The 26,623-nt window shown below is 60.4% G+C and carries 25 protein-coding genes; 14 read left to right on the top strand and 11 right to left on the bottom strand.

The features are described from left to right. Positions 1-45: 45 nt before the first annotated feature. Positions 46-582: a DUF3299 domain-containing protein gene (locus AC1D19_RS09665; protein WP_477752244.1), complete on the top strand. Its 537-nt coding sequence runs from the start codon at positions 46-48 to the stop codon at positions 580-582. Between the two features lie 83 nt (positions 583-665). Here AC1D19_RS09665 and AC1D19_RS09660 read toward each other — a convergent pair whose 3' ends face one another. Both AC1D19_RS09660 and AC1D19_RS09655 read right to left on the bottom strand, forming a co-directional pair. Then, the gene (locus AC1D19_RS09660) at positions 666-1,565 is read right to left on the bottom strand and encodes a D-hexose-6-phosphate mutarotase (RefSeq protein ID WP_477763059.1); all 900 of its coding nucleotides are present in this window, start codon (positions 1,563-1,565) and stop codon (positions 666-668) included. Positions 1,566-1,622: 57 nt separating this feature from the next. Next, the gene (locus AC1D19_RS09655) at positions 1,623-2,027 is read right to left on the bottom strand and encodes an acyl-CoA thioesterase (RefSeq protein ID WP_007942704.1); all 405 of its coding nucleotides are present in this window, start codon (positions 2,025-2,027) and stop codon (positions 1,623-1,625) included. A 363-nt stretch (positions 2,028-2,390) separates the two neighbouring features. On the opposite strand from AC1D19_RS09655, the gene AC1D19_RS09650 reads away from it, so the two are divergent. From AC1D19_RS09650 to AC1D19_RS09615, 8 genes are all read left to right on the top strand, one after another. Beyond that, positions 2,391-3,689, top strand: a complete 1,299-nt coding sequence (locus tag AC1D19_RS09650) for an MFS transporter (protein ID WP_477763058.1) — start codon at positions 2,391-2,393, stop codon at positions 3,687-3,689. A 168-nt stretch (positions 3,690-3,857) separates the two neighbouring features. After that, the gene (locus AC1D19_RS09645; protein ID WP_007992839.1) at positions 3,858-4,859 is read left to right on the top strand and encodes a phosphate ABC transporter substrate-binding protein PstS; all 1,002 of its coding nucleotides are present in this window, start codon (positions 3,858-3,860) and stop codon (positions 4,857-4,859) included. A 163-nt stretch (positions 4,860-5,022) separates the two neighbouring features. Further along, positions 5,023-7,305, top strand: a complete 2,283-nt coding sequence (locus tag AC1D19_RS09640; protein ID WP_477763057.1) for an ABC transporter permease subunit — start codon at positions 5,023-5,025, stop codon at positions 7,303-7,305. 15 nt (positions 7,306-7,320) lie between these two features. Further along, positions 7,321-8,991 (top strand): phosphate ABC transporter permease PstA, encoded by a 1,671-nt coding sequence (gene pstA / locus AC1D19_RS09635; RefSeq protein WP_477763056.1) that lies wholly within the window; start codon positions 7,321-7,323, stop codon positions 8,989-8,991. Between the two features lie 176 nt (positions 8,992-9,167). Continuing rightward, complete coding sequence (gene pstB, locus AC1D19_RS09630; RefSeq protein WP_477752248.1) at positions 9,168-10,001, top strand: phosphate ABC transporter ATP-binding protein PstB; 834 nt, start codon at positions 9,168-9,170, stop codon at positions 9,999-10,001. A 111-nt stretch (positions 10,002-10,112) separates the two neighbouring features. Continuing rightward, complete coding sequence (gene phoU, locus AC1D19_RS09625; RefSeq protein WP_046038908.1) at positions 10,113-10,874, top strand: phosphate signaling complex protein PhoU; 762 nt, start codon at positions 10,113-10,115, stop codon at positions 10,872-10,874. 169 nt (positions 10,875-11,043) lie between these two features. Then, entirely contained in the window at positions 11,044-11,946 is a 903-nt protein-coding gene (locus AC1D19_RS09620; protein WP_477763055.1) for a response regulator, read from the top strand. Positions 11,947-12,035: 89 nt separating this feature from the next. Further along, positions 12,036-12,932, top strand: coding sequence for a peptidoglycan DD-metalloendopeptidase family protein (locus AC1D19_RS09615; protein ID WP_477752250.1), 897 nt, complete (start codon positions 12,036-12,038; stop codon positions 12,930-12,932). Between the two features lie 115 nt (positions 12,933-13,047). Here the strand turns inward: AC1D19_RS09615 and AC1D19_RS09610 are convergent, their stop codons facing one another. The 3 genes from AC1D19_RS09610 to phoB all read right to left on the bottom strand — a co-directional run bounded on the left by AC1D19_RS09610 (position 13,048) and on the right by phoB (position 16,563). Next, entirely contained in the window at positions 13,048-14,388 is a 1,341-nt protein-coding gene (locus tag AC1D19_RS09610; RefSeq protein ID WP_477763054.1) for a hemolysin family protein, read from the bottom strand. 123 nt (positions 14,389-14,511) lie between these two features. Beyond that, positions 14,512-15,798 carry a phosphate regulon sensor histidine kinase PhoR gene (gene phoR, locus AC1D19_RS09605; RefSeq protein WP_477763146.1) on the bottom strand — a complete coding sequence of 429 codons (1,287 nt, stop codon included), beginning with the start codon at positions 15,796-15,798 and terminating at the stop codon, positions 14,512-14,514. Between the two features lie 75 nt (positions 15,799-15,873). After that, positions 15,874-16,563: a phosphate regulon transcriptional regulator PhoB gene (gene phoB, locus AC1D19_RS09600; protein WP_003229608.1), complete on the bottom strand. Its 690-nt coding sequence runs from the start codon at positions 16,561-16,563 to the stop codon at positions 15,874-15,876. A 153-nt stretch (positions 16,564-16,716) separates the two neighbouring features. Between phoB and AC1D19_RS09595 the strand changes: the two genes are divergently transcribed. Further along, on the top strand, positions 16,717-17,100 hold the full coding sequence (locus AC1D19_RS09595; RefSeq protein ID WP_477763053.1) for a COG4315 family predicted lipoprotein: 384 nt from the start codon (positions 16,717-16,719) through the stop codon (positions 17,098-17,100). Positions 17,101-17,178: 78 nt separating this feature from the next. Here the strand turns inward: AC1D19_RS09595 and ubiA are convergent, their stop codons facing one another. Both ubiA and AC1D19_RS09585 read right to left on the bottom strand, forming a co-directional pair. Further along, on the bottom strand, positions 17,179-18,069 hold the full coding sequence (gene ubiA, locus AC1D19_RS09590; protein ID WP_477763052.1) for a 4-hydroxybenzoate octaprenyltransferase: 891 nt from the start codon (positions 18,067-18,069) through the stop codon (positions 17,179-17,181). Beyond that, positions 18,069-18,632, bottom strand: a complete 564-nt coding sequence (locus tag AC1D19_RS09585; RefSeq protein WP_477763051.1) for a chorismate--pyruvate lyase family protein — start codon at positions 18,630-18,632, stop codon at positions 18,069-18,071. Before AC1D19_RS09585 ends, ubiA begins: the two co-directional genes overlap by 1 nt. Before the next feature lie 200 nt (positions 18,633-18,832). Between AC1D19_RS09585 and AC1D19_RS09580 the strand changes: the two genes are divergently transcribed. The 3 genes from AC1D19_RS09580 to AC1D19_RS09570 all read left to right on the top strand — a co-directional run bounded on the left by AC1D19_RS09580 (position 18,833) and on the right by AC1D19_RS09570 (position 20,640). Then, on the top strand, positions 18,833-19,003 hold the full coding sequence (locus AC1D19_RS09580; protein ID WP_007995385.1) for a rubredoxin: 171 nt from the start codon (positions 18,833-18,835) through the stop codon (positions 19,001-19,003). A gap of 18 nt (positions 19,004-19,021) precedes the next feature. Then, positions 19,022-20,170: an NAD(P)/FAD-dependent oxidoreductase gene (locus AC1D19_RS09575; protein ID WP_218431562.1), complete on the top strand. Its 1,149-nt coding sequence runs from the start codon at positions 19,022-19,024 to the stop codon at positions 20,168-20,170. 194 nt (positions 20,171-20,364) lie between these two features. Next, positions 20,365-20,640, top strand: a complete 276-nt coding sequence (locus tag AC1D19_RS09570) for an HU family DNA-binding protein (protein WP_003195589.1) — start codon at positions 20,365-20,367, stop codon at positions 20,638-20,640. 89 nt (positions 20,641-20,729) lie between these two features. Here the strand turns inward: AC1D19_RS09570 and AC1D19_RS09565 are convergent, their stop codons facing one another. Then, on the bottom strand, positions 20,730-21,122 hold the full coding sequence (locus AC1D19_RS09565) for a DUF6124 family protein (protein WP_477763050.1): 393 nt from the start codon (positions 21,120-21,122) through the stop codon (positions 20,730-20,732). Positions 21,123-21,509: 387 nt separating this feature from the next. Between AC1D19_RS09565 and AC1D19_RS09560 the strand changes: the two genes are divergently transcribed. After that, positions 21,510-21,893 (top strand): helicase, encoded by a 384-nt coding sequence (locus AC1D19_RS09560; RefSeq protein WP_477763049.1) that lies wholly within the window; start codon positions 21,510-21,512, stop codon positions 21,891-21,893. A 97-nt stretch (positions 21,894-21,990) separates the two neighbouring features. Here AC1D19_RS09560 and AC1D19_RS09555 read toward each other — a convergent pair whose 3' ends face one another. From AC1D19_RS09555 to AC1D19_RS09545, 3 genes are all read right to left on the bottom strand, one after another. After that, complete coding sequence (locus tag AC1D19_RS09555) at positions 21,991-23,391, bottom strand: aminoacyl-tRNA deacylase and HDOD domain-containing protein (protein ID WP_477752258.1); 1,401 nt, start codon at positions 23,389-23,391, stop codon at positions 21,991-21,993. A gap of 78 nt (positions 23,392-23,469) precedes the next feature. Continuing rightward, the gene (gene recG / locus AC1D19_RS09550; protein ID WP_223460471.1) at positions 23,470-25,545 is read right to left on the bottom strand and encodes an ATP-dependent DNA helicase RecG; all 2,076 of its coding nucleotides are present in this window, start codon (positions 25,543-25,545) and stop codon (positions 23,470-23,472) included. Between the two features lie 9 nt (positions 25,546-25,554). After that, positions 25,555-26,484, bottom strand: coding sequence for a LysR substrate-binding domain-containing protein (locus tag AC1D19_RS09545; RefSeq protein WP_477763048.1), 930 nt, complete (start codon positions 26,482-26,484; stop codon positions 25,555-25,557). Between the last annotated feature and the right edge of the window lie 139 nt (positions 26,485-26,623).

Here is a 26,623-nt window from a genome sequence, read left to right as displayed (position 1 = left end):
TAGAATGCTCGGCGTTTCCTGTTCTTCCCTTTACCGAGCACCTTCATGCGCCGTCTTTTACTGACTCTTGTTTTACTGGGTTCGGGCTTTGCCCATGCTGGCGAATTGCCAGAAACCGACTGGCTCGAATTGATGCCCAAGTCGGATCAGAAGGCCCTCGAGGCCATGCCTGAAATCGACCACAACTCCCCTGAAGCCAATGGCACTTTCACCGACAAGGGTGGGATGAAGCAGGCCAAAGGCTTGCCGGCGGTGATGTACTCGACAAAGACCGTTGCGTCGATGAACGACAAGAACATCCGCATTGGCGGTTACCCCGTGCCGCTGGAGTCCGACGCCAAGGGCCGCAGTACGCTGTTCTTCCTGGTGCCGTATCCGGGCGCGTGCATCCATGTGCCACCGCCGCCACCCAACCAACTGGTGCTGGTGCGCTATCCAAAGGGCCTGAAGCTGAACGATATCTACACGCCGCTGTGGGTCACCGGTACGCTGAAAGTCGAGAAGGTCAGCAATGACCTCGCCGATGCGGCGTATGCGCTGGATGCGCAGAAGGTCAGAGTAGTGAAAGAGTCGGATCTGTAATCAAGTAGACAAAAAGATCGCAGCCTTCGGCAGCTCCTACACCGATCTCTGTAGGAGCTGCCGAAGGCTGCGATCTTTTGATCTTAAAGCGGTTTGCTACCGATGCTGACACCCAAGGTGTGGCTCGCGCCCGCTGCGAGCGTCACCACATCGCCCATCACGTTCGCCGTCTCGATGCACAGCATGCGCTGCCAGCCGTCGTCGGCCATGTCGCTGAACGCGGCGGCGCGGTCGATCCACGGGTTCCAGATCACCGCCGTACGCGAGCCGGTGCTGGTCAGCACGATGCGCCGTTCCCAGGCTAGATCGACGATGCTCAACTGCGGTGGTGCATCGAGATAGATGCGATCGGTCTCGCCGGTAAAACGCAGATCACCGGACTGTTGCTTGGTTTTCCAGTCTTCCAGGGTTTCGATGTAGCTCAAGCCATCCACACCTTCGACATGCACCTCGCGCACATCGCTGACGGCAAAATAACTGTGCAACGCCTGGCTGATGCTGACGGTTTCGGCGCCCCGGTTGTGGCTGGTCAGCTGGATGTGCAATTGCTCGTCGAGGCGAATGCTCAACGTCAAATCCACCTGGTGCGGCCAGCCGGGAAAGCCGCCTTCGGGGTAGGGCAGGAGGAATTCGACCTTCAGGCTTTCGCCTTCGGCTTCTATGCCGCCCAGCTCCCAATCCATCGCTCGCACGAAGCCATGAGCCGACGGCGCTTCATTGCTGGTGTGCATCGCCTGAACGCTTTGCGGGTTGCGCGCAAAGTTGCCGAACCACGGCCAGCACACCGGCACGCCGGCACGGATGCTCTTGCCGGTCTTGAACACGGCCTCGTCGTTGAGCCAGATCAGCGGCGGCTGGCCAGCCAGTTGATAGCTGAGGATGTGTGCGCCTTGCTGGGCCACCAGTAATTCGGCCTGACCGTGGCGGATGCGCCAGCAGTTCAGTTCATCCAGTTTTACGGCTTCAACATTGGGCGTGCTCATGGGACAGCTCTCGATCAGTAAAGTGGACGACTATCGACCGCAAAACGGCTGCCAGGTTTAGCGAGCCCGAGGCGGAACCGAACGGGTGCGACCGCTGCCGTCGATGGCAACGAACACAAACACCGCTTCGGTTACTTTACGCCACTCGCTGGACAGCGGATCGTCGCTCCAGACCTCGACCATCATCTTGATCGAGCTGCGACCGATTTCCAGGGCCTGGGTATAAAAGGAGAGCTGCGCGCCCACCGCCACCGGAACCAGAAAGGCCATGCGGTCGATCGCGACGGTGGCAACGCGTCCGCCAGCGACCTTGCTGGCCATCGCGGTGCCTGCCAAATCCATCTGCGCCACCAGCCAGCCGCCGAAAATATCGCCAAAGCCGTTGGTTTCGCGAGGGAGCGCGGTGATTTGCAGGGCCAGGTCGCCTTGCGGGATCGGATCTTCTTGTTCGAGCTCTATCATGCCGGGGGTGCCTCTGACCCGTGACTCTTCGTTGGTATTGCTGGTGGTAGCCGTCTTCGGGAAAAACGATTCAGCACCGAACATACTACGTTCGTCACGTTTTCCATAAGGCGCCTAAAGGGAAACTCTGCGAAATCGCCTATGAACCTGACAGGCGTTTTCGCACAGCAACCCCTCAAAAACCGGAGCAAGGTTTGAGTATATCGGTCGGTAGACTCCGCGACGACCGTCCGGTTCTCATTTTGACTGTCAAAAACGCACCTCTATGTGCTTTTTCGAACAATTTGCTATCGTGCCGGACCTGCCCAAACCTCAGCCAGCGTTGTTGAGGTTGCAGATCCGACTATAAGAGAAGCCCTTGCCATGACCACAGCGCCCTCGAGCATCGCGCAGCCAGAGCAACCCGCACGCCCGCTGACCCGCAACGACTACAAGACTCTATCGCTGTCTGCCCTGGGCGGCGCGCTGGAGTTCTACGACTTCATCATCTTCGTGTTCTTCGCCACGGTGGTGGGCAAGCTGTTCTTCCCGGCGGACATGCCCGAGTGGCTACGCCTGATGCAGACCTTCGGCATCTTCGCCGCCGGCTACCTGGCGCGGCCGCTGGGCGGCATTGTGATGGCGCACTTCGGCGATCTGCTGGGCCGCAAGAAAATGTTCACCCTGAGCATTTTCATGATGGCCGTGCCGACGCTGATCATGGGCCTGCTGCCGACCTATGCGCAGATCGGGATGTGGGCACCGATCCTGTTGCTGCTGATGCGGGTAATCCAGGGCGCGGCCATTGGCGGTGAGGTGCCGGGGGCCTGGGTCTTCGTTTCCGAACACGTTCCGCAGCGATATGTCGGCTACGCCTGCGGCACCCTGACCAGCGGTCTGACGGCGGGCATCCTTCTAGGCTCCCTGGTCGCCACGGCGATCAACAGCATTTATACCTCTGTGGAAGTGTCGGATTACGCCTGGCGAATCCCGTTCCTGCTCGGAGGTGTGTTCGGCCTGTTCTCGGTGTACCTGCGTCGCTGGCTGCACGAAACCCCGGTGTTCGCCGAGCTGCAACAGCGCAAGGCCCTGGCCGAAGAAGTGCCGCTGCGGGCGGTGCTGCGTGACCATCGTGGCGCCATCGCCATTTCGATGCTGCTGACCTGGCTGCTGTCGGCCGCCATCGTGGTGTTGATCCTGATGACCCCGACTGTGTTGCAGACGGTCTATCACTTCTCGCCTACCACCTCCCTGCAGGCGAACAGCGTGGCGATCGTGTTCCTGAGCTTTGGCTGCATCATTGCCGGCGCACTGGCCGATCGCTTCGGTGCGGGACGAGTCTTCGTGATCGGCTGTACCGCGCTGCTGGCCAGCTCCTGGACCTTCTATCACAGTCTGGCCGACCATCCCGACTGGCTGTTCCCGATGTATGCCGTGACCGGTCTGTTGGTCGGCACCATCGGCGCGGTGCCGTACGTGATGGTCAAAGCGTTCCCGCCGGTGGTGCGCTTCAGCGGCTTGTCGTTCTCGTACAACGTTGCCTACGCGATTTTCGGTGGCCTGACGCCGATGATCGTCAGCCTGTTGCTCAAGGAAAGTGCGATGGGACCTGCTTATTATGTGGCGGTGCTGTGTGGGGTGGGGATTCTGGTAGGTGCATATCTCTGGAAGAAGGGCCGCTGACAGCGAACGATCACAGCACTCCTCACATCTACAGTTACAACTGAAAGGCCAGCCTTCTTAGCGGAGTGCTGGCCTTTCATCCAATTGTCATATTTCAGCCATAGAGTGTTCACACGGCCTGCTGATACTTGGCCCCGAATAACACACCCTATCTGCTAGGAGTAAGGCATGAAACTGAAGCGTTTGATGGCGGCAATGACTTTTGTCGCTGCTGGCGTTGCGACTGCCAACGCGGTTGCCGCTGTTGACCCTGCTATCCCGAGCTACACCAAGACCACTGGTGTGTCGGGCAACCTGTCCAGCGTTGGTTCCGACACTCTGGCCAACCTCATGACCCTCTGGGCCGAGAACTACAAAAAAGAATACCCGAACGTAAACATCCAGATTCAGGCCGCTGGCTCCGCCACTGCGCCACCTGCGCTGACTGAAGGCACCTCCAACCTGGGCCCGATGAGCCGCAAGATGAAGGACACCGAACTGGCTGCCTTCGAGCAGAAGTACGGCTACAAGCCAACCGCTATCCCGGTTGCAGTGGACGCCCTGGCTGTATTCGTCCACAAGGACAACCCGATCCAGCACCTGACCATGGAACAAGTCGACGCGATCTTCTCGTCCACTCGTCTGTGCGGCGCTAAAACCGAAGTCAAGACCTGGGGTGACCTGGGCGTCACCGGCGACCTGGCCAACAAGCCGGTTCAACTGTTCGGTCGTAACTCGGTATCCGGCACCTACGGCTACTTCAAGGAAGAAGCCCTGTGCAAAGGCGACTACAAACCAAACGTGAACGAGCAACCAGGTTCGGCTTCGGTCGTTCAGTCGATCAGCTCCTCGCTGAACGGCATCGGCTACTCGGGTATCGGTTACAAAACCGCTAGCGTGAAAACCGTTGCCCTGTCCAAGAAAGGCAGCACCGAGTTCATCGAAGACACCGAAGAAAACGCCCTGAACGGCAAGTACCCGCTGTCCCGCTTCCTGTACGTATACGTGAACAAAGCCCCGAACAAGCCTCTGGCCCCGCTGGAAGCCGAGTTCGTGAAACTGGTTCTGTCGAAACAGGGTCAGGAAGTTGTAGTGAAAGACGGTTACATCCCACTGCCGGCCAAAGTAGCTGCCAAAGCTCTGGCTGACCTGGGTCTGGCGGAAGGCGGCGCTGAAGTCGCAAAAAAGTAACAAATTGAGTCTAGAGTGACCCCCTCTGGACTCACATGGGGGCGGCAGGAGCCGCCCCCATACACCTCAAATTCTCTATCCACTGCTGGTTACCGCTAGCGGCGGATTTGTTGCGTCACTGCATTGTCATCTTTCTGTCATACAGGATCGCTAGGGTGTGCGCATGAATGATCTGGCCAATTCCAACATGACTACTAATCCCCCCAAGCGAATTGACTTCAATACGCCTGAGCTACAACGCAAGCGCCGCATTCGCGCGCTCAAAGACCGCCTGACCCGCTGGTACGTCCTCGTAGGCGGCCTCGCTGTACTGGGCGCGATCACCTTGATCTTCTTCTTCCTTGCCTACGTCGTCGCGCCCCTGTTCCAGGGTGCCAGCCTGACGTCCAAGGACGCCATTACGCCAGCCTGGATGCAAGACGCCGGCAAGCCGCTGATGATCTCCCTGGAAGAGCAGAACCAGGTTGCGATGCGGGTTTCCGACAAGGGCCAGGCATTGTTCTTCGACATCGACAGTGGCGCTGAACTCAAGCGCGTCGATTTGTCGATCCCGGCCGGCACCACCGTGACCTCCATCGGTGAAGACCAGCCAGGTCACCCGCTGGTGGCGGTGGGTCTGTCCAACGGTCAGGCACTGGTGTTCCGTCACACTTATAAAGTCAGTTACCCGGAAGGCAAGAAAACCATCACCCCGGCCGTCGAGTACCCGTATGGCGAAACGCCGATCGCGGTCAACGAAGCCGGCGGTGCGCTGGAGCATGTCAGCCTCAATGCCAACGATTCGACCCTGATGCTGGTCGGCGCCACCGGTTCGCAACTCAATGTTCTGTCGCTGACCAGCGAAGAGAACATGATGACCGGCGAAGTCACCAACGAGCAGAAACGCATCGACCTGCCGCAGATGAACGAGCCGGTGAAGAACATCTTCGTCGACCCGCGTCAGCAGTGGCTGTATGTGATCAACGGGCGTGCCCAGGCCGACGTGTTCAGCCTGCGCGACAAGAGCCTCAACGGTCGCTACAAACTGCTTGAAGACGGTGAAGCGCAAGTCACCGCCAGCACCCAGCTGGTGGGCGGTATCTCGCTGATCATCGGTGACTCAAAAGGTGGTCTGGCCCAGTGGTTCATGGCCCGTGATCCGGATGGCGAGCAACGCCTGAAGCAGATCCGCACTTTCCAGATGGGCACCACGCCTATCGTTGAAATCACCGCCGAAGAGCGCCGCAAGGGCTTCGTTGCCCTCGACGCTTCCGGCAAGCTTGGCGTGTTCCACAGCACTGCCCACCGCACCTTGCTGGTGGAGCCAGTCGCAGAAGGCCAAGGCGTTTTCGGTCTGTCGCCGCGCGCCAACCGCGTGATCGTGGAAGCCGGCGGCAAGTTGCACCCGCTGCTGCTCGACAACCCGCACCCGGAAGTATCGTGGAGCGCGCTGTGGAGCAAGGTCTGGTACGAGAACTACGACGAGCCTAAATACGTTTGGCAATCGACTGCCGCCAACACCGACTTCGAACCCAAGCTGAGCCTGTCGCCGCTGACCTTCGGAACCCTGAAAGCCGCGTTCTACGCCATGCTGCTGGCCGCTCCACTGGCCGTTGCTGCTGCGATCTACACCGCGTACTTCATGGCCCCGAGCTTGCGCCGCAAGGTCAAGCCGGTGATCGAACTGATGGAAGCGATGCCGACGGTGATCCTCGGCTTCTTCGCCGGTCTGTTCCTTGCGCCGTATGTGGAAGGGCACTTGCCGGGCATCTTCAGCCTGCTGATGTTGCTGCCGATCGGTATTCTGGTGGCCGGTTTCGTCTTCAGTCGCCTGCCTGAGTCGATCCGCCTGAAAGTGCCGGACGGCTGGGAAAGCGCGATCCTGATTCCTGTGATTCTGTTTGTAGGCTGGCTGTCGCTGTACATGAGCCCGTTCATGGAGAACTGGTTCTTCGGCGGCGACATGCGCATGTGGATCTCCCACGACCTGGGCATCACCTACGACCAGCGCAACGCCCTGGTGGTCGGTCTGGCGATGGGCTTCGCGGTCATCCCGAACATCTACTCCATCGCCGAAGACGCCGTGTTCAGCGTGCCTCGCGGCTTGACCCTGGGCTCCTTGGCCCTCGGTGCCACGCCGTGGCAGACCATGACCCGCGTGGTGATCCTCACCGCGAGCCCGGGCATCTTCTCGGCACTGATGATCGGTATGGGCCGTGCGGTCGGTGAAACCATGATCGTGTTGATGGCCACCGGTAACACCCCGGTCATGGAAATGAACCTGTTCGAAGGCCTGCGCACCTTGGCCGCCAACGTTGCAGTGGAAATGCCCGAGTCGGAAGTCGGCGGCAGCCACTACCGCGTGCTGTTCCTCTCGGCGCTGGTGCTGCTGTTGTTCACCTTCGTCATGAACACCCTCGCAGAACTGATCCGTCAGCGTCTGCGCAAGAAATACTCGTCGCTTTAAGAAAGGTAGAAGTCTGTGAAACAGAACTCCCTGAATGGATGGTTCAAGAGCGGCGCCCCCGGCGTCTGGATCAGCGGTGGCGCGGTGTCCATCGCGGTCATCATGACCATTGGCCTGCTGGCAGTGATTGCCGTGCGCGGCCTGGGTCACTTCTGGCCGGCGGATCTGATCCACGCCAGCTACGACGTACCGGGCCAGGGCCAACACCTGGTCATCGGCGAAGTGGTACAGAAGGAAGAAGTACCCCGTGCCCGTCTGAAGAGCGCCGGCCTGCCGGTGCCTGACGAAGGCCCTGAGTTCATGACCCGCGAGCTGATCAAGGTCGGCAACCGTGACCTGAACGGCAACGACTTCACCTGGATCGTCGGCGAGTGGCTGACCAACCAGACCACGCCGCCGGAGCTGATGGCGATCGAGCGTCGTGAGTGGGGCAACTTCTACGGTTACCTGGTCAACGTCAAACAGGATGGCAAAGTCATCGCTGAAGGCGAAGCCGCATGGCCTGAGTTGCAGGCCCGTGTCGACCGTGTCAACAAGCTGGCCGCGCAGCTCAAGAGCCTGGAAAAAACCGACATCGGCGCGATCAACGCCGGCCTCGAGCGTATCCGCTTGCACGGTCGCAAGCTTGAGCTGGAAGGCAAACTCGACGCCACCGCACAAGCGGACATGGAATCCGAGCGCGCCGAACTCAACGCTCGCTATCAGGATGTTGAAGCGCGCCTGAGCGATCTGCATGCGCAGTTCAACCGTGACAGCCTGACCGCCCGCGATGCGAACGGTAAGGAAATCGAAATCGGCATCGGCAAAGTGGTTCATGCCTACCAGCCGAACGCCATGAGCACCACCACCAAGATCGGTTTCTACTTCAGCAAGGTCTGGGAGTTCCTGAGCGACGACCCGCGTGAAGCGAACACCGAAGGCGGGATCTTCCCGGCGATCTTCGGCACCGTGATGATGACCCTGATCATGGCGATGATCGTGACCCCGTTCGGCGTGCTGGCGGCGGTGTACCTGCGTGAATACGCCAAGCAGAACGCGCTGACCCGGGTGATCCGCATCGCGGTGAACAACCTGGCAGGTGTTCCGGCCATCGTTTACGGCGTGTTCGGCCTAGGCTTCTTCGTCTATGTGCTGGGTGGCTCGCTCGACCGTCTGTTCTTCCCGGAAGCCTTGCCGGCACCAACCTTCGGCACACCGGGTCTGCTCTGGGCCTCGTTGACCCTGGCGCTGCTGGCGGTGCCGGTGGTGATCGTGGCCACCGAAGAAGGCCTGGCGCGGATTCCTCGCACCGTGCGTGAAGGCTCGTTGGCCCTCGGCGCGACCAAGGCGGAAACCTTGTGGAAGATCGTGCTGCCGATGGCCAGCCCGGCGATGATGACCGGCATGATCCTCGCCGTGGCCCGCGCCGCGGGTGAAGTGGCGCCGCTGATGCTGGTAGGTGTGGTGAAACTGGCGCCGTCGCTGCCGGTGGACGGTAACTACCCGTACCTGCACCTGGACCAGAAGATCATGCACTTGGGCTTCCACATCTATGACGTCGGCTTCCAGAGCCCGAACGTCGAAGCCGCACGACCGCTGGTGTACGCCACGGCGCTGCTGCTGGTGCTGGTGATCGCCACGTTGAACCTGTCGGCGGTGTACATCCGTAACCACCTGCGCGAGAAGTACAAGGCGCTGGACAGCTGATAACCCTGTAGGAGCGAGCCTGCTCGCGAAGAAGGTACATCCGACACATTTTCTGTGTCTGAACGACCATCGCGAGCAGTCGAGCGTCGACCGGCTGCTCCTACAGAAAGAATTGTGTAACCGCAGGCCTTGGCCAGTGGCAACCGAACCGAATTTGTTAGCACAGGGAGCCTCCCATGCAGCACGAAGCACATACCCACGGCATCAACATGTCGGCGCTGGGTCGCGACAAGCAGAGCCTGAACCTCGAGCAGGAAACCGTAGCCATCGAAGTGCCGGGCCTGAGCCTGTTCTACGGCGACAAACAAGCGCTGTACGACGTCAGCATGAACATCCCGAAACAGCGCGTGACCGCCTTCATCGGCCCGTCCGGCTGTGGCAAGTCCACGCTGCTGCGTACCTTCAACCGCATGAACGACCTGGTTGACGGCTGCCGTGTCGATGGCGCGATCAACCTGTACGGCAGCAACATCTACCGCAAGGGCGAAGACGTGGCCGAGCTGCGTCGTCGCGTCGGCATGGTGTTCCAGAAGCCCAACCCGTTCCCGAAAACCATCTACGAAAACGTGGTTTACGGCCTGCGCATCCAGGGCATCAACAAGAAGCGCGTCCTCGACGAAGCCGTTGAGTGGGCGTTGAAAGGCGCGGCACTGTGGGACGAGGTCAAGGACCGTCTGCACGAATCGGCACTGGGCCTGTCCGGTGGTCAGCAGCAACGTCTGGTGATCGCCCGCACCATCGCCGTGGAGCCGGAAGTGCTGCTGCTCGACGAACCGTGCTCGGCACTCGACCCGATCTCCACGCTGAAAGTCGAAGAGCTGATCTACGAACTGAAATCCAAGTTCACCATCGTGATCGTGACCCACAACATGCAACAGGCGGCGCGGGTGTCCGACTACACAGCGTTCATGTACATGGGCAAGCTGGTCGAGTTTGGCGACACCGATACGCTGTTCACCAATCCGGCGAAGAAGCAGACCGAAGACTACATCACCGGTCGCTACGGCTAGCAGTAGCCACAAGCCGCACGCTTCAAGCGGCAAGTAAGAGCGGTTCGGGTACGACACACATCAGCTTGCAGCTTGTAGCTTGCAGCTCACAGCTTTTGCGGAGCAGACAACATGATTTCTAAGGAAGGCCTTACACACCACATCTCCCAGCAGTTCAACGCCGAACTGGAGGAAGTGCGCAGCCACCTCCTGGCCATGGGCGGGCTGGTCGAGAAACAGGTCAACGACGCGGTAACCGCGCTGATCGAGGCCGACTCCGGCCTGGCCCAGCAGGTGCGCGAGATCGACGACCAGATCAACCAGATGGAGCGCAACATCGACGAGGAATGCCTGCGCATTCTGGCTCGTCGTCAGCCGGCGGCTTCCGACCTGCGCCTGATCATCAGCATTTCCAAGTCGGTGATCGATCTGGAGCGCATCGGTGACGAAGCGACCAAGATCGCCCGTCGCGCCATCCAGCTGTGCGAAGAAGGCGAAGCGCCGCGTGGTTATGTGGAAGTGCGCCACATCGGTGACCAGGTACGCAACATGGTCCGCGATGCACTGGACGCCTTTGCCCGTTTCGACGCCGAGCTGGCCTTGTCGGTGGCGCAGTACGACAAGATCATCGACCGCGAATACAAGACTGCCCTGCGTGAGCTGGCCACCTACATGATGGAAGATCCGCGTTCCATTTCGCGGGTTCTGAGCATTATCTGGGTGCTGCGTTCGCTGGAGCGTATCGGCGACCACGCGCGCAATATCTCGGAGCTGGTGATCTACCTGGTACGCGGCACCGACGTGCGGCACCTGGGGCTCAAGCGCATGAAGGAAGAAGTTGAAGGAACCAGTGGCGAAAGCGCTAATGTTCCGGGCAAAACTGACGATAAGTAAGGTTGCCCAAGTAAAGCGCCCGGCCTTTTGGCCGGGCGTTTTTGTTTGCGGCGTACGAATTCGAAAAGCAGCACCCCGCGAACGAAAAGTCCGGCGTGACTGAAGGTTTTTTGGCAATGTGCCATCAGCAAGGCGGTATGCTGGCCGGGATTTTTTAAAGGGGTTTTGGATGAGTAAGGTCAGTGTGTTGGTCGTGGACGATGCGTCGTTCATTCGTGACCTGGTGAAGAAGTGCCTGCGCAATTATTTCCCGGGCATGCGGATCGAAGATGCGATCAACGGCAGAAAGGCCCAGGCCATGCTGGCCAAGGAAGCCTTCGACCTGGTCCTGTGCGACTGGGAAATGCCGGAAATGTCCGGCCTGGAACTGCTGACCTGGTGCCGCGAGCAAGACAATCTCAAAGCCATGCCCTTCGTGATGGTGACCAGCCGTGGCGACAAGGAGAACGTCGTCCAGGCGATCCAGGCCGGGGTATCCGGCTACGTCAGCAAGCCGTTCACCAACGAGCAACTGCTCACCAAGGTCAAGCAGGCGTTGCACAAGGTCGGCAAGCTCGACGCCTTGATCAACGTAGCCGCGACCAAAACGAGTCCGGCATTCGGTAACGACTCCCTCGCCGCCTTGACCGGTGGCAAGGCGCCCGTCGCCACGCCAACGGCCGCACCCGCACCGTCCAAAGGCTTGCTCAACAGCCCGCCGGTCAAGGCACCTGCGGCCTCTTCGGCACCCACCAGCGGCCGTAGTCAGGGCCAGTTGCGCTTGCCGAATGGCATCGCGCAATGCGTGATCAAGGCCTTGAGCCTCAAGGAAGCCCTGTTGGTGGTCAAGCGTACCGAGACCCTGCCGCAGATCCTCGACAGCGCCGTGCTGGACCTGGAGCAGGGCGACAATGCCGAAATCGCCCGCCTCAACGGCTATCTGCACGCCGTCGTGGCCCACGAACCGAAGCCCGACAGCGACTGGCTGCAACTGACCTTCCGCTTTGTCGATCAGGATGCGCAGAAGCTCGATTACATCTCGCGCCTGATTGCGCGGGGTACGGCGCAGAAGCACTTCATTCCCGGCGCGTGATCTTGTCTCTTTGAAACAACTGTCGACAACTCGGGTCCATTGCAGCTGCTAGGCTCAATCCCAGGCCTCACTCGACAGAATCCTTGCTCATGTTCACGCGCCTGCTGTTTTTATGTGGCCTGTTCATGGTCGCCACCTCGGCCATGGCCATGACCATCTACAAGTCCAAAGACGCTTATGGCGTGGTTTCCTACAGCGACCGCCCCAGCAAAGGCGCCCACGTGTTCGTTTTTCGCGATGGCATGGTCGAGCACCTTGAGCGTCAGGTGCGCCTCATCATCATGAAGAAAAATGGCGTGCACAGCGTGTACGTGCGTAATGACCTGTATGCGCCGGTAGAGGTCGAATTGAGTTTTGCCGGGGTGAAGAATGCCAGCGGTGCGCCGGGGCGGACGATTCGGCGCGTGATACCGCTGCGCAGCAGCGTTCGCCTGGCGCAGCTCACGGAAACTAAAGGTGGGAGGCCCCTCGCGTACGTCCCGAAGTTCAAATACTCCCTGGGCGACCCCTCAGGGCCCACGGTGGGCTATCGGTACCCGTTGCCCTGGCGTGGCGGACCGTTCCGGATCAGTCAGGGCGCCAATGGCCCCTATAGCCACTTCGGCCCCAAGAGTCGTTACGCCATAGACATCGCGATGCCGGAGGGTACGCCGATCATCGCCGCGCGGGGCGGCGTGGTGGTGAAAACCGAAAATCGCCAGAGCGGGCGCGGCACCGATGCATCCGGCAATTTCGTGCGGGTGTTGCACGATGACGGGACCATGGGCGTTTACCTGCACCTGAAGAAAGGCTCGGTCTGCGTTCGGGAAGGTCAGCGGGTACAGGTGGGCAGCGCCTTGGCGCTGTCGGGCAACACCGGCAACAGCACCGGGCCGCATTTGCACTTCGTGGTGCAGCGCAATACCGGGCTGGGGCTGGTATCGATTCCATACCAGTTCAACCAGCCGGTGGGTGCGTTGCCCAACTTTGCGTTGGGCAAGCAGTGAAGCCTTGAAACAAAAGATCGCAGCCTTCGGCAGCTCCTACAGGGTCATGTGTACACCCTGTAGGAGCTGCCGAAGGCTGCGATCTTTTGGGATCAATGCGGTTTAACGAATCGCATCAATCCAGCATCAACACCTTGGCCAGAACGATCTTCGGCCCTTTCATCTTCTTGATGATGATCCGCAGGCCTTCGACTTCCAGCACTTCTTCCTCTTCCGGAACGCGCTTGAGGCTCTCATAGACCAGTCCGGCAAGGGTTTCGGCTTCGACGTGGTCGAGGTCGATGCCCAGCAGTCGTTCAACCTTGAACAGCGGCGTATCGCCCCGCACCAGCAGTTTGCCCGGCTGATACGCGAGGATCCCGCGTTCGGCCTTGCGGTGTTCGTCCTGGATGTCGCCCACCAGCACTTCCAGCACGTCTTCCATGGTCAGGTAGCCGATGATGTTGCCGTCGGCCTCTTCGACCACAGCGAAGTGCGAGCCGCCCTTGCGGAACTGCTCCAGCAGCTGCGAAAGCGGCATGTGCCGCGATACACGCTCCAGCGGGCGGGTCAGTTCGGCCAGGTTGAACGACTCGGGAATGTGGTCCAGCGCCGCCAGTTCCAGCAGCAGATCCTTGATGTGCAGCAGGCCGACGAACTCCTGGCGCTCGCTGTCGTACACCGGGTAGCGGCTGAATTTGTGGCGACGGAACAACGCCAGGATTTCCTTGAGCGGTGCATTGAACTCCAGGGTGACCAGGTCTTCCCGGGAGTTGGCCCAGTCGACCACTTCCAGTTCGCCCATCTCCACCGCCGAGGCCAATACACGCATGCCTTGGTCGCTCGGGTCCTGGCCACGGCTGGAGTGCAGGATCAGTTTCAGTTCTTCACGGCTGTAGTGATGCTCGTGATGCGGGCCGGGTTCACCTTGCCCTGCAATGCGCAGGATGGTGTTGGCGCTGGCGTTGAGCAGGTAGATGGCCGGGTACATGGCCCAGTAGAACAAGTACAGCGGCACCGCCGTCCACAGCGACAGCAACTCGGGTTTGCGGATCGCCCAGGATTTCGGCGCCAGCTCACCGACCACGATGTGCAGGTACGAAATGATGAAGAACGCCGTGAAGAACGAAACCGCCTTGACCACTTCAGCGGAATCTACGCCCACGGCACTCAATACAGGTGCCAGAAGGTGCGCGAACGCCGGCTCACCGACCCAGCCCAGGCCCAGGGAGGCGAGGGTGATACCCAATTGGCAGGCCGACAGATAAGCATCGAGCTGACTGTGCACGGTGCGCAGGATGTGCCCGCGCCAGCCGTTTTTGTCAGCGATGGCCTCGACTCGGGTCGAGCGCAATTTGACCATGGCAAATTCCGCCGCAACGAAAAATCCGTTGAGCAAAACCAGGATCAGAGCAAAAAGAATCATGCCGAAGTCGGCGAAAATTGTAGCGAGGGTCAAGCCAGGGGAAGGGTCCATGATGGAGTTTTGCGGGTTCCGTATATTCAAGAGAGAAGTAAAAACCGCGCCTGAAAGGCAGGCGCAAGTCAGCCAATGTAGCGGCTGACTTGGCGGTTGCCTAGTGGCGCGTGCTGGCCGGTATCAATCGGCGGTGCTGATAACCCGTGATTTGGTGACCTGAGCCGGGGCAAAGTGGCAAGTAAAGGTGCTGCCGTGGCCCGGTACACTGCTGATTTCCATCCGTGCCCGATGACGTAACAAAACGTGTTTGACGATTGCCAGCCCCAGGCCCGTGCCGCCGGTGTTGGAGTTGCGGCTGGAGTCGACGCGATAGAAGCGTTCGGTCAGGCGCGGCAGGTGTTTGGCATCGATGCCGATCCCGGAGTCCTGCACACTCAGGTGCGCTCCCTGGTCATCGCCCCACCAGCGAATTCGGATATTGCCTTCGGCCGGGGTGTATTTCACCGCGTTGAACACCAGGTTGGAAAACGCACTGCGCAACTCAGCCTCGCTGCCCTTGAGCAGAATCGTTGGGTCGGCTTCCAGGATGATTTTCTGGTTTTTCTGGCCGGACAACTGCTGCGCATCGCTCTTGATCGATTGCAGCAAGCCGTCGATCGGCACCGGCTGGTTGTCCGACGGATAATCGGTGGCTTCCAGCTTGGCCAGCAACAACAGGTCGTTGAGCAAGGTCTGCATGCGTCCGCCTTGTTGCTGCATCTGCTGCAAGGCACGGCTCCAGCGCGGGTTCACTTCGTCGACGTTATCGAGCAAGGTTTCCAGGTAGCCGCAGATCACCGTCAACGGTGTGCGCAGTTCATGGGAAACGTTGGCGATGAAGTCTTTGCGCATTTGCTCCAGCTGATGGATACGCGTCACATCGCGCACCAGCATCAAGTGCTCATTGTTACCGTAACGGGTGATGTACAGCTGAATGCGCACGCGGTCGTTGGTCGGCGAAGGAATTTCCAGCGGCTCGGCGTAGCTGTCTTGCTCGAAGTATTCCTTGAAGCGCGGATGGCGCACCAGGTTGGTCACCGGCTGGCCGCTATCCTGCGGGGTCTTGAGGCCCAGCAGGGTTTCGGCGGCGCGGTTCCACCATTCCAGGTTGCCGTCGGTGTCGAGCATGATCACTGCATCTTTCAGCGCGGCGGTGGATTCCTGAACCCGGTCGATCACCGCTTGCAGGCGTCCGCGTACCCGTTGGTCGCGGCGTTGCAGGTGGTAGATGCTGTCGAACACCTCGCCCCACAGGCCGTAGCCGTCAGGTGGCGCTTCATCGGGTTTGTGCAGGCGCAGCCACTCGTGCAGACGCAGCAATTGCTTGAGGGTCCAGGCCAGGTAAAGACCCAGGCCTGCGGCGAGGCTCCAGCCGTAATAGCCGGTGACCAGGCCGATCACCAGGCAGGCGGTGACCAGCAGCAGCATGTGGCGAATCAGGGTGCCATGCCAGTTTTGGTTCACGAAAAAAATACGTCCTTGAAAGTGGAACCGCTGCGATCATCAGGCCTTGGTCGAGAACCGGTAGCCAGTGCCGCGCACGGTTTGTACCAGATTTTCGTAAGCATCGCCCAAGGCTTTGCGCAGGCGTCGAATGTGCACGTCAACCGTACGCTCCTCGACGTAGACGTTGCCGCCCCAGACCTGATCCAGCAACTGGCCACGCGTGTAGGCGCGCTCCTGGTGGGTCATGAAGAATTGCAGCAGGCGGTATTCGGTCGGGCCCATCTCGGCAGGACGGCCGTCGATGGTCACGCGGTGGCTGATCGGGTCCAGCAGCAGGCCGCCGACTTCGATTGGCGCCTCGCCATCGGTTGGGCCAGCACGGCGCAGCACGGCCTTCAGGCGCGCGACCAGCTCACGGGGGGAAAACGGTTTGGTGATGTAGTCGTCGGCGCCAACTTCCAGGCCCTGGATCTTGTTGTCCTCTTCACCCTTGGCGGTGAGCATGATGATCGGGATGTCCCCGGTCAGTTCATCGCGCTTGAGGCGACGGGCCAGCTCGATGCCGGATGTGCCGGGCAGCATCCAGTCGAGCAGGATCAGGTCCGGTTTGCGGTCGACGATAATGGCGTGGGCCTGCTGGGAGTTTTCAGCCTCCAGGCAGTCATAGCCGGCCATTTCCAACGCAACGGCGATCATTTCGCGAATAGGCGCTTCGTCGTCGACGATCAGAATGCTCCTGCCAACCATGCCCTTAATCCTCTTGTCATTTAACTGTCTTGCGCCGCATTAGATAACGGAATTATTGCAGTCGTGTGACAGTATTTTAGTCGACCGGCGAGTGGCTGGATCCTGAGCTAAGCTCTAAGTCCGAATCCTGACAACCACAAAAGGAAGGTTTCCATGAACTACATTGCTCAATCCTGGAAGGCTTTGCTGGTCACTGCTGCGTTAACGCTGCCGACACTAGCCTTTGCCGCTGAACCGGCGATGATGAAAGACGGCATGATGGTCGATCACAAAGGCATGACGGTCTACACGTACGACAAGGACGCGGGAGGCAAGTCGATGTGCAACGGCGAGTGCGCTGAGTACTGGCCGCCAATGATGGCGCCGGCAGGTGCCAAGGCTGAAGGTAAATGGTCAGTCGTCAAGCGTGACGATGGCATGATGCAATGGGCCTATGGCGGCAAGCCGCTGTACTACTACAAGGACGACAAGAAAGCCGGAGAAATGAAGGGCGACAAGAAGAAAGACGTCTGGCACGTCGTTCACGAGCATATGTAACGGTTGTAGCCTGCCACACCAGATCGCTGCCTTCGTTGCTCTGCAGGAGCTGCTGAAGGCGGCGATCTTTTTGATGCTTCAACGCAGCGCGTAATCCAGCACAATCCCGACGAAAATCGCCAAACCCGCCCAGTGATTGTGCAAAAACGCCTTGAAACAGCGCATCCGGTCTTTGCTTCGGGTGTACCAGAACTCCCACGCAAAACAGCCCGCCGCCGTCAGCAAGCCGAGATGGAACCAGCCACCGAGCTCGAACTTCGACCCGGCCAGCAACAGGCAGCCCAGCGCCAAGCCTTGCAAGCTCAGGATGATCACCCGGTCTGCATCGCCGAATAGAATCGCCGTGGATTTCACGCCGATCTTCAGGTCGTCATCGCGGTCAGTCATCGCGTAATACGTGTCGTAACCCACCGTCCACATCAGGTTGGCGATCCACAGCAGCCACGCAACAGCCGGCAGTTCACCGGTTTCTGCAGTGAACGCCATCGGCATGCCCCAGGAAAACGCCGCGCCCAGCACCACTTGCGGGTAATAGGTGTAGCGCTTCATGAACGGGTAACTGAACGCCAGCGCCAGGCCGCCCAACGACAGCCAGATCGTTGCGGCATTGGTGCACAACACCAGCAGGAAACTCACGCCCATCAGCAATGCGAAGAACACCAGCGCCTCTTTGGAGCTGATCTTGCCGCTCACCAGCGGCCGCTGTTCGGTACGCTTCACATGGCCATCGACCTTGCGGTCCGCCCAGTCGTTGATCACGCAGCCGCCGGCGCGGGTCAGCACCACGCCGAGGACGAAAATCAAAATGTTGGCCAGGGACGGCGAACCCTTGCCGGCAATCCACAGCGCCCACAGCGTCGGCCACAGCAGCAGGTAAATGCCGATCGGCTTGTCCATGCGCGTCAGCTGAATGAAATCCCAGGCCCGAGGGTTCAAGCGGTTCAAGGACTTGAGCAGGCTTTGGTACATCAACGATTCTCCGATTGGGCGCAGGCGACGTCCCAGAGGGAAGGCAGGAAAATTTCGGCCACCAGCACGCTCAGCGCGCCACGGTCAAAACGCGAACGGCGGCTCCACAGCTCAGGCGATTGCACCTCGGCGGGCAGCCACGCTTGCGGATAATGGCAAACCTCGATGGCCCGGCGCTGGAACGCCTGATCGCAAAACAGCAATTCGCCCAGCGAGCGGCTACCCAGTTCGTCCATGTGCAAGCCGTCGCCTTGCAATGCACTGCGTGACGCCACGCTGCGGGCAAACACCCACGCCTGGCCGTGACCGCGCAAATACACCTCACGCACCCAACCCTCACTGCCTTCGGCCAGATCCAGCGCTGCGCATTCGTCGGCACGCAGGGGTTGCCAGCCTTCGAACATCGGCGAGACGCTGAAGGCATCATTCGACAGATGAATCAGACGTCTGGTCAGCGAGCCTTCGTCGAACAGCCAGTCGAGGGTGGAGGCATCGGGGAGGGGCGCCAGTTCGCTGCGCGAGAGCCAGAGAGGAGCTGGAGAGGGGGATTCTGTGTGATGCACAATGAGTCATTATTGGCAGCAAATGAGGCGGCGAGCTTAACATGTCAGCCGCCGATATCGATTGAAATGGCCTGCCGTTGCGCCGAACAGGCTTGCATCCAGCGGCCCCGATCAGTACAAAACGCGCTGAGTTGGACGGCAGTGCTACAACCATCGACCGTTCGGCCGGCAAAACGCCTGAACCCTGAGGAAGTATCTGAATGAAAAAGTGGCAATGTATCGTCTGCGGCCTGATCTACAACGAAGCCGATGGTTGGCCGGATGACGGCATTGCGCCGGGCACTCGTTGGGAAGACGTGCCGGCAGACTGGCTGTGCCCGGACTGCGGTGTGGGCAAAATGGATTTTGAAATGATCGAAATCGCTGCCTGAATAATTGAGGAGTAAGGAATGAACGCACCTGTCGTCATCATTGGCACCGGCCTGGCTGGCTACAACGTGGCCCGCGAGTTTCGCAAACTCGATAGCGAAACCCCGCTGCTGCTGATTACCGCCGATGACGGACGCTCCTACTCCAAGCCGATGCTCTCCACCGGCTTCGGCAAAAACAAGGATGCCGATGGCCTGAGCATGGCCGAACCCGGCGCCATGGCCGAGCAGCTCAAGGCCGAAATACGCACCCACACGCGCATCAGCGGCATCGACCCGGGCCACAAACGCCTGTGGATCGGTGAAGAAGCGGTGATCTACCGCGACTTGATCCTGGCCTGGGGCGCCGAAACCGTGCGCGTGCCCATCGAAGGCGACGCGGCGGATTGCGTCTTCCCTATCAACGACCTGGAAGACTACGCACGCTTCCGTGCGGCGGCAGCCGGCAAGCGCCGCGTGCTGCTGCTCGGTGCCGGCCTGATCGGCTGCGAGTTCGCCAACGACCTGACCCTGGGCGGCTACGAAGTGCAACTGGTTGCGCCGTGCGAGCAAGTCATGCCGACCCTGTTGCACCCGGCGGCCGCCGCTGCGGTGCAGGCAGGCCTCGAAAGCCTCGGCGCGCGCTTCCACCTCGGGCCGGTGCTCAACCGCCTGCAACGCGTGGCGGATGGCCTGGAAGCGCACCTGTCCGATGGCCAGGTGATCCCGTGCGACGTGGTGGTCTCGGCCATCGGCCTGCGCCCACGGGTCGACCTCGCGGCTGCGGCCGGTCTGCAGGTCAGCCGCGGCGTCATGGTCGACCGGCACCTGAAGACCTCCCACGCCAACATCTACGCCCTGGGCGACTGCGCCGAGGTCGACGGGTTGAACCTGCTATACGTGATGCCCCTGATGAGCTGTGCGCGAGCGTTGGCGCAAACCCTCGCCGGCAATCCGACCGCCGTCACCTATGGCCCGATGCCGATCACCGTCAAAACCCCGGTCTGCCCGTTGGTGGTATCCCCGCCGCCACGGGGCGCAGAGGGCATCTGGACAGTCGAAGGGCAGGGCGCCGACATCAAGGTGTTATGCCGCGATGCCGCGGGCAAGCTGCTCGGTTACGCCCTCACCGGTGCCGCCGTGATGGAAAAACTGGCCCTGAACAAAGAGCTTCCGGCTCTGTTGGCGTAAATACCGGTCGTTCTGTCGGAATCACCCCCCTTTTGCCCTAACAATGGCCGCGCCGATACTGGCGCGGGGCCTCACTGCGTGCCATCCTCACTCCCGTCTGCCGCAGAGTAGAGCACCTGCGGCGCTTTTGGCGCTGCTCCGCAGAGAGCAGCACGGACATAACAACAACAAACCGTCAAAGGGGCTTCACTCACATGCGTAAACCAGACCTCGCTGCAGCCATTGCTGAAAAAGCAGACCTCACCAAAGAACAAGCCAACCGCGTTCTCAACGCCGTTCTTGAAGAAATCACCGGTGCTCTGCACCGCAAAGACAGCGTGACGCTGGTGGGCTTCGGTACCTTCCTGCAACGCCATCGCGGTGCCCGTACCGGCAAAAACCCGCAAACCGGCGAACCCGTCAAAATCAAGGCCAGCAACACAGTTGCGTTCAAGCCAGGCAAATCGTTGAAAGACAGCGTTAATCCGTAAGCCGTTTTCACCTCTCGCGTAGCGGGGGAGTGGAATAAAAAATGGGCACGCCAACCAGGGTTGGGTGCCCATTTTTTGTGGGTGGCGAATCAGCCGAGCCCGCTTTGTTGCTTGGCGAGAATCGCCGCCATTTGCGGCTCATCCAGATGATCCAGCGCCCGCTCTACCAGCAAATGCGTCCCTTCAGCCATGCGACTGATCGCCAGGGTTACTGAGCGGCGCGAGCCGTCTACATCATCGGCCAGGTCAGCGGCGATGGCGCTGATGGACAGCAGATCTTCCGAGGTGTTGGCCAGGAGTGCTTCGGTATTGATGTCCGGGCAGACACTGAAGAGTTGGCCGCTGCGTTTCGTTGGTGTTTGTTTTGGTGGGGCGAGATAGTGATCCTGGGCGCGTTCGGCGGCTTCGTGGAGTTTTTTGGAATCGAGGGATTCGTAGGGGGATGTGGCTTCGTTTTCGGATGCGTCGGGTATCGGAGTCATTGGTGTAAATCCTTGGTTAAGAAGTTTGCTCCCGATTTCGGACTTGCACATCCGGTCGCCGTTTTTGGTGGTGACGATCAGAGGTTATCGATGAATTCAAAATTCGCCTAGTTCATGTATAGCGCAGCATTTTGAAGGAGGTTTCCGATAGGTTTGTAGGGTGGGGGGATCAAAAGATCGCAGCCTTCGGCAGCTCCTACAGAATGTGTTTCTTCAGGTACAGAAGTGGCGTGTGGAGTGGCCGGAGTGATGTGTTGATAATTGTGACTTGGTAGTCATCGTGCAGGTAATGGTGATGATCTTCTCCTAATGCAGCTGGATACTGGTGTTATCAGCTGAAGCCGTTAAACTGCTCCGGCCGTTCATTTTTCTCTTGAGGCTGTGCACATGAAATTTCGTTTTCTGCTGTGGATGCTGGGTTTGTTGATGGGTAAGGCCAGCCGGACCAGTCCGGCGTTTCAGCAGCAGCTGGGTGACAAGGACCTGGTGTTTCAGCTGCAGACCCTGGACGGGAAAGTGGCGCGGCATTTCCGCGTGAAGGACCAGCGCATCACCAGCCAATCGGGTGTGCATGCCGAGCCTGCGTTTGCGATTGCCTTTAAAGACGCCGCGTACGGCTTTGCCACGATGCAGGCGAAGAACAAGCAACTGGCGTTCATGACGGGGATTCAGGACAAGTCGATTCAGATCAAGGGCAACCCGGCGCTGGTGATCTGGTTCCAGGGGCTGACCAAGTATTTGAAGCCGAAGAAGGCCAAGCCCAAGGCTTGAGGTCTTTCAGGTAGACCGAGTGATATTCATCGCGAGCAGGCTCGCTCCCACAGGGCTCACCTAAATCCTGTGGGAGCGAGCCTGCTCGCGATGCTTTTCAGCCTTGGGTGAACTGCGAAGCCAGTTCGCGCAGCAGCATTTCGGCCTCGAGGACTTTGCTGACCACGTCGTTGGCTTTTTCGCGGCTCAGGCCAAGGCGTTCGAGCAGGGCGTCGGGGATGTCTTCGTCGGGGCCTGAGCCGATGCCTCGGCTGCGCAGCAGGCGCACCGACAGGCAGACCAGGTTCGGGTACTCAGCGAAGTCGCCGTCGTAGTGTGGATCGTGCTGGAAGCGCAGGGCGGTGGCCAGTTCTTCGGGCATGTCCCAGTAGCGCATCAGCCACGAACCGATCTGTTCACGGCTGATGCCCAGCAGGTGTTGTTCCACAAAGCTGTGGCACAGGTGCGGGTTAACCTCCAGGTGGCGGCAGATCAGCGAGAAGTGCGGCGGGAACACGTGGGCCAGCAGCAGGTAGCCGAAGTTGTGCAGCAGGCCGGCCAGGTAGGTCAGGCCGGCTTCCGGGCGCTGGGCGCGCGGCATGGCGCGGGTCAGGCCTTCGATGACGGCGGCGGTGTAGATCGATTGCTGCCAGTACGGCGTGGAGTGTTGCGGGTGGTCCTTGGGCAGGCTCAGGGTTTTACCCAGGGCCAGGCCCAGCGCCAGATTGATCACCAGGTCGAAGCCCAGTACGCGCACGATGGCGTCTTCCACTGAACGGATCTTGCCCGGTGAGGCGTAGTACGGTGACGCGGCCCAGCTCACGACTTGTGCAGCCAGCGCCGGGTCGGTTTCGACCACGCCGGTGATGTCGTCGATGGTGGCATTGGGGTCGACGCGCAGCTTGATGATTTTTTGCGCGGTTTCGGCCAGCGGTGGAATCTCGATGGTCGCTTCCAGGCGCTGCTGGATACGCCGAGCAGTGAACGCCTGGACGGCCTGGGTGATTTCCTCGCGGTCGTCATCGGGGCGGTCGAGGTTGGGACGGATGCTGGTCAGGTTTTCGCCGAAGTTGGCGGCGCTGGCCTTGGTCAGCATGGTCTTGAAGTCTTCGCTGGAGATTTCCAGCAGCACGCCCGGCTCACCGGAATTGACCAGCAGCTTTGGTTCGCGCAGCAGGCTTTCTTCGTACAGGCATGGCGAACTGGTGAGCGCCGGCAGGCCGGGCAACAGACTCAGGTTGTGCTTGCCGAGCATTTTTTCCAGGCGTTCGACGGGTACGGCAGTGAGGCGGCGACCGGTGAGTTCGGTCAGGCGATTGAGGTCGAGCAACTGGCTCTGCGGGAACAACACCATCAACGCGCCGACGCTGTCATCCAGCAGAACGGCCTGCACTTTGCGCGCGGCATTGAGGCCGTGATGGTCCAGCACTTCTTCGTAGGCAATGGCCAACTTGCCCAGCATCAGCCGAATAACCGACGGAGCGTGCGGGGTGGCGGGTGCGAGGGCAACTTCGGTCATGGACAGTATCCGTTTCAAAACAATTGCAGGAGTATAACCAGCTTGCTCAAACCCATGGCCCGGAAACTGCGACGGTGCTTACACTTGGCCGTATTGCTGCCCGTGACGCAGCCAGCGGTCGAGTAGCGGGCTGACGTGGGTCGGCCAGCGTTCGAGCAATGCCTGGGCGGCATCCCGTACGGCGGGCAACAAATCGGCATCGCGCATCAGGTCGGCGACCTTGAATTGCAGCAAACCTGTTTGCCGGGTGCCGAGCATTTCGCCGGGGCCACGCAGTTCCAGATCCTTTTCGGCGATGACGAAACCATCGTTGGTTTCGCGCATGATGCCCAGGCGCTGACGGCCGATTTGCGACAGCGGCGGATGGTAGAGCAGCACGCAATGGCTGACGGCGCTGCCCCGGCCGACGCGGCCGCGCAACTGGTGCAGTTGCGCCAGACCCAGGCGCTCGGGGTTCTCGATGATCATCAGGCTGGCGTTGGGTACGTCCACGCCCACTTCGATCACCGTGGTCGCGACCAGCAGTTGCAGGTTGCCGGCCTTGAACTCGGCCATCACCGCGGCTTTTTCTGCAGGCTTCATGCGGCCGTGGATCAGCCCGACCTTCAATTCGCCGAGGGCTGCGGTGAGGTCCTCATAGGTGGTTTCGGCGGCCTGGCAGGTCAACTCTTCCGACTCTTCGATCAGTGTGCAAACCCAATAGGCCTGACGCCCCTCGGCGCAGGCGCTACGCACCCTCTCGATGACTTCGACCCGCCGGGTGTCGGTGATCAGCACGGTGTTGACCGGGGTTCGGCCCGGTGGCAGTTCGTCGAGGATCGAGGTGTCGAGATCTGCGTAGGCGCTCATCGCCAACGTGCGCGGAATCGGCGTGGCGGTCATGATCAATTGATGCGGGCACATGCGCCCGCCGACGCCTTTCTGCCGCAAGGCCAGACGCTGCTGCACGCCGAAGCGGTGCTGCTCGTCGATGATCACCAACGCGAGGTTCTTGAATTGCACTTCGTCCTGGAACAGCGCGTGAGTACCAACCACCATCGGTGTGCCGCTGGCGATTTGCTCCAGCGCAGCCACGCGGTTCTTGCCTTTGAGCTTGCCGGCCAGCCACGCGACTTCGATGCCCAGTGGTTCGAGCCAGCGCTTGAACGTGATGAAGTGCTGCTCGGCGAGAATCTCGGTGGGCGCCATCAGGGCGACCTGATAACCGGCCTCCAACGCTTGCAGTGCAGCGAGGGCAGCAACCACGGTTTTGCCGGCACCAACGTCGCCCTGGATCAGCCGCAGCATCGGTTCGTGCTGGCTGAGGTCATAAGCGATTTCGTTGCCGACCCGTTGCTGGGCGCCGGTCGGGTTGAAGCCGAGGTTGGCCAGGTATTTGGCCGGCAGTTGGGTGGCTTTGGGCATCGCTGGTGCACGCAGGGAGCGCATGCTTTCGCGCAGACGCTGTTGCGACAATTGATGGGTCAGCAGTTCTTCGAAGGCCAGACGGTGCTGCGCCCAGTGGTGACCGAGGGCCAGCTCATCGACATCGGCATCGGCGGGCGGGTTGTGCAGGTAGCGGATCGCATCGGCCAACGGCGCCAATTGGTAGTCGCGGGCCAGTTCGTTCGGCAGCCAGTCGGGCAGGCTGCTGGGGCCGAGCAGGGTAAGGGTCTGCATGCACAACTGGCGCAAGCGCTGTTGGGTCAGGCCTTCGGTGAGCGGGTAGACCGGGGTCAAGGTTTCATCCACCGGCGGCGGTTCGTCACCAGTGATGGCGCGGTATTCCGGGTGGTAGATCTCCAGCCCCGAAGCGCCGGGCCGCGCTTCGCCGTAACAGCGAATCCGCGTGCCGCGTTTGAGGCCTTCTTTTTGCGCGTTGCTGAAATGGTAGAAACGCAGGCTTAAGCCCCCGGTGCCGTCCTGCAGTCGAACCACCAGGCTGCGCCGACGGCCCATGACCACGTCGGCGCCGCTGACGGTGCCTTCGATGACCGCGTCCTGTCCGGGTCGCAATGCGCCAATCGGGACGACACGGGTGCGGTCCTGATAGCGCAGGGGCAGGTGGAACAGCACGTCCTGGAGGTTTTCCAGGCCGACCTTGGCCAGTTTCTCGGCCATGGCTTCGCCGACACCCTTGAGTGCCGTCACCGACACTTGCGACAACTCGCTCATGACCGGTGCTTAGCCCGCAGCGACTTGTGCCGCTGGCTTGGCCACCGAGCACAGGCGAATGGAGTCGGCGAGGATTTCAATCGCCTTCGGACGCGGGAAGCTGGCGCGCCAGGCAATGGCCACGGTGCGGAAGGGTACGGGTGCCGAGAGCGGGCGCACTTCGATCACGCCGGGGGCGTAGTGATGGCTGTCGACTGCCGATAACGGCAGGATCGAAATACCCAGGCCGGATGCGACCATGTGGCGAATGGTTTCCAGGGAGCTGGATTCCACCGTGGTGTGCTTGGCGCCGTCGTTGCCTTTGGTCAGGGTCGGGCAGGCTTCCAGTACCTGATCGCGGAAGCAGTGACCTTCGCCGAGCAGCAGCAGGCTCTTGTCGTTGAGCAGGCTGGCGTCGATGGAATCTTTTTGCGTCCACGGGTGCTGTGCTGGCATGAGCACGTAGAACGGCTCGTCGTAGAGTTGCAGGGTCAGCACGTCGGCTTCATTGAACGGCAGGGCGATGATGATCGCGTCGAGCTCGCCGTTGCGCAGTTTGTCGCGCAGCACGTGGGTGAAGTTTTCTTCGATGTACAACGGCATCTGCGGGGCGACCCGGTGCAGTTGCGGAATCAGATGCGGAAACAGGTACGGCCCGACGGTGTAGATCGCGCCGACTTTCAGAGGGGCGGTCAGTTGGTTCTTGCCGGCCTGGGCCAGTTCGCGGATGCCCTGGGCTTGTTCCAGCACTTTCTGCGCCTGGGCGACGATGCCTTCGCCGACCGGGGTCAGGCGCACGGCGCTTTTGCTGCGCTCGAAAATCAGCACACCGAGTTCGTCTTCAAGCTTTTTCACGCCCACCGAAAGGGTCGGCTGGCTGACGTGGCAACGCTCGGCCGCGTGGCCGAAGTGCTGCTCTTGGGCGAGGGTAACGATGTAGCGTAATTCTGTAAGAGTCATAGCAAGCGTCCATGAAGTTGCGGGCCAAGCATACCGGCTGCAATCGATAGACGCACGTTATCAGACTGTACGTGTCGAGTGACACCGGGCAATGCGAAAGGCAAAAAAGATCGCAGCCTTCGGCAGCTCCTACAGGGAT

Source organism: Pseudomonas sp. P1_C12, from assembly GCF_056406435.1.
Note: the sequence above shows the minus strand (reverse complement) of the source record. Positions and strands in the feature narration are given on the sequence as shown.